Source organism: Mesorhizobium sp. M0808 (assembly GCF_040320025.1).
Taxonomy (GTDB): Bacteria; Pseudomonadota; Alphaproteobacteria; order Rhizobiales; family Rhizobiaceae; genus Mesorhizobium.
In genome coordinates, this window is sequence record NZ_JAMYOX010000098.1 from 1 (window position 1) to 2,940 (window position 2,940).

3 protein-coding genes and 2 pseudogenes are annotated in these 2,940 nt (G+C 58.4%); 3 read left to right on the plus strand and 2 right to left on the minus strand.

Annotated features, from left to right (window positions below):
• Positions 1-307: 307 nt before the first annotated feature.
• The gene (locus NKI25_RS36055; protein WP_352643567.1) at positions 308-880 is read right to left on the minus strand and encodes a DUF1003 domain-containing protein; all 573 of its coding nucleotides are present in this window, start codon (positions 878-880) and stop codon (positions 308-310) included.
• A 286-nt stretch (positions 881-1,166) separates the two neighbouring features.
• Between NKI25_RS36055 and NKI25_RS36060 the strand changes: the two genes are divergently transcribed.
• The 3 genes and pseudogenes from NKI25_RS36060 to NKI25_RS36070 form a co-directional block, all read left to right on the plus strand.
• On the plus strand, positions 1,167-1,505 hold the full coding sequence (locus NKI25_RS36060; protein WP_352625708.1) for a cupin domain-containing protein: 339 nt from the start codon (positions 1,167-1,169) through the stop codon (positions 1,503-1,505).
• Positions 1,506-1,941: 436 nt separating this feature from the next.
• Positions 1,942-2,376 (plus strand): SAM-dependent methyltransferase, encoded by a 435-nt coding sequence (locus NKI25_RS36065; RefSeq protein WP_352625709.1) that lies wholly within the window; start codon positions 1,942-1,944, stop codon positions 2,374-2,376.
• Positions 2,304-2,693: pseudogene (locus NKI25_RS36070) on the plus strand (hypothetical protein); the annotation flags it as partial. The gene NKI25_RS36065 and the pseudogene NKI25_RS36070, both read left to right, overlap by 73 nt.
• Before the next feature lie 118 nt (positions 2,694-2,811).
• Here the strand turns inward: NKI25_RS36070 and NKI25_RS36700 are convergent.
• Positions 2,812-2,940: pseudogene (locus tag NKI25_RS36700) on the minus strand (transposase); the annotation flags it as partial.

Genomic DNA, 2,940 nt, shown 5'->3' on the forward strand with positions numbered 1-2,940 from the left:
TTGCGGGGAGCAGCTGAATCAGCGTCTCAAATTCACCACGATGACGCCGCCGAGCGCCAGTGCGCCGCCGTCTGGCGCCGGTCTGGCGATCGTCAAGGCCGGCAATGTCGAGCGCATTGTTAAAGCTGCCCGGAGTCTTTCGTGCCGGTCGCATCTGGATTGATGGCGATTTCGCCCTCAAAGCAAGCGCTCTGTGGATGGCCACACATCGAGCCGTTTTTCGCGGTGTGATCCTGCGGTGCGGGGATGACGGGCAGCCGTGCAGGCAGGAGTTGGCCAACCACGCTAGCCACTAAGCCGCTAATGCTCAGCCGAGCGTTGGCTGATCTCCTGCCTCCACGATCTTGTCGAGAACTGCTTCGGGCGCCACATCGCGCTTCAGTTCCTTCAATTCCTCGTCTGCTTCCGTCTGGATGTCTAAACGCTTGGCAATCTCCTCGACCATCTTGATCAGCTTGGTCGTCTCGTGTTCGTTGAGCAGGCTAACCTGGAGATCGAGATCAGCCCGCGCGTCATCTTCAGCGGCCATTCGGTTCTGGTTGATAAGCACAAAGGTGGAGAGAAATATTGCCTCCACGGACGCGAGCATGGCCAAGATGACTAAAGAAGGATCCCAAGCCTGAACGGTCGGAGCGATACCAGTGTTAAAGGCGATCCAGCCGCCAAAGAAAACGAGATGGATGTAGACGAAGATCATGCTGCCGGCAAATCTGCTGATTGCGGCGGCGGCCCTTTCCTCAAGAGAAGCTGCTTTCGCCTCTCGCCTTCTACGCTCGACGAGAGCGTCAATGTTGCGGGCCAACGCCGGAGCTAGCCCTTCCGCGGCCGGCGCAGTCGGAGTGCCGCGAGCCATATCGTTCGAGGTGAAGCTGGGGTGCATAGGTCGCTCCTAATCTTTACACCTAACAATGCATTTTGAATTTTGCTCCATGACCCCAAGGCGACGGCTAGATCGCATGTATCGACAGGTACTTTTTCGCGGGAGGTAGAGTCGAACGCGTAAAGGCGGGCCTGACCTGATGCGTTATGATTGGCCCATTGGAGAAACTGGGCGCCGCATCCAAGCACCGATCGCCTGCATGAAGGTGTAGGGCCGGAGATTGCCCGCGTGGCATTTCTCAGCGCCGCCAAGGAAGCGAAAATCTTGAACGCCTGACATCTCCCGAATGCACGTTGCCATCCTGGGCTGTGTTCGCGTGTCGGCGCGCCGATGCCTGGCGTCGTCTCGGCGCTCTCGGTCGCATTCGCGCGCCGGTCCGCCGGTGCACGTACACCACAATGAGGACGAGGTAATCCATGTGATCGAAGGAGAATACGAATTCTGGCTCGATGGTCAGTTCATGGTAGTGCCTGCGGGCACGTCGATCTTCTTACCCCGCGGCGTGCCACACACGTTCCGCGTCGTGAGTGCCGGGCCAGGGCGCAACCTCACGATCCTAACACCTGGCGGGCTGGAGGAATTCTTCGTCGAGGCGGCCGCTCGCGAATTGCGCACTCCTGATTAAATAACGGAAGTGGCGGAACTTGCAGGCTGCTATGGGATCGAGTTCCGTGCACCGGCCAAGTGGGCCGACTAAGTTCGAAGTTCCTACAAGAAGCCGCATGGCGAGGTGGCGCGGTGTTCCAGCACATCGCCTCGTCATGGCGGTTCTGAACGGGCGCCCCGATGTTCCGTGGGAATTGGAATCGGTTGTCATAATCGTCTCAATATGTTTGAGCGACTAACGTCGGCGTTGGGCAGGAAAGAATGCGCAGCTTCGACCTCCAACGCCGTGCCGGCAAGGTCTGCTTTCCAAAAGCTGTGTCCACCGCCGAAATTAGGCGAAAGCGGCAATAGATGTGCCGGGCGCGGGGTCGGGACGGTTCAATTCACAGCCGCTGATCTTGACGCCGTCCGACCTTATGCGAAGCTGATATGGTCATTCGATCTGGGGGCAGTGAATGTCGTCATCGCATTATACGCATGGATCAAGTGAAGCCGAGCAGCAACGGCTGACGGCTTTAAACAAGCGTCTTAATCAACGATGTCTCGACGCTGCACAGCTGGTTGTTGGCGAGCGGGTGGTCGATTTCGGTGCTGGGTTAGGGCAGTTTTCGAGAATGATGGCGCGGGCCACCGGTGTTCCGGTTTTGGCTTTGGAGCGAAGCCCGGAGCAGATAGCGGAGGCGCTACGACAGGCCGACGCCGATGGGGATTTGGCATTTCTGGAGATGAGGCGGGGTGACGTGCTTGCTCCACTTCTTACCGACAACGAGCCGACAACGAGCTTGGACAGTTCGACGTTGCTCATGCGCGGTTCGTTCTCGAGCACCTACCTGACCCGTTGCTGCTTGTTCGCAACATGGCCGGCGCAGTGCGACCGGGCGGACGGGTGATATTGTCAGATGACGACTATGATGGGCTGCGGCTCTGGCCCGAGCCACCGGGATTTGCCTCACTATGGCATGCCTATCAGCGAACCTACGACCGACACGGCAATGATCCAATCATCGGACGTCGCCTTGTTCAATTGTTGCATCAGGCCGACTTGCGTCCACGACGTATCACATTTGTCTTTTTTGGCGCATGCGCCGGCGAGCCTGACTTTGAGGCAGTTGTCCGGAACATTGCGAGCATCATCGATGAAGCGATGGACGATATCGTCGCTATCGGATTGCCTCGCCAATCCGTCACTGCGACGCTCGACGCCTGATTGATTGGAGCAAGAGCCGGACTCGGCCGTCTGGTTTGGAATGTCTTGGGCTGAAGCCGTTCGACCGGGCTAGTCGATGGGCTCTTGTGGTTCGTTTTGCCGTAACCAAGAGGTAGATTTCTGAACAGCGCGTCGTCATGGTCCGGTAGCGCTCGCTGCCATTGCGGCGGTAGTCCTTGACGCGGAATGTGACGCCCGCCTCGTCGAGCGCGATCAACCGGCTGTTGGAGATGGCGACGCGGTGGGT

Bases quoted from the DNA above. Each gene is read 5' to 3' on its own strand.
- NKI25_RS36055 (WP_352643567.1), bottom strand. From the start codon at position 880: ATGCACCCCAGCTTCACCTCGAACGATATGGCTCGCGGCACTCCGACT.
- NKI25_RS36060 (WP_352625708.1), top strand. From the start codon at position 1,167: ATGCACGTTGCCATCCTGGGCTGTGTTCGCGTGTCGGCGCGCCGATGC.
- NKI25_RS36065 (WP_352625709.1), top strand. From the start codon at position 1,942: ATGTCGTCATCGCATTATACGCATGGATCAAGTGAAGCCGAGCAGCAA.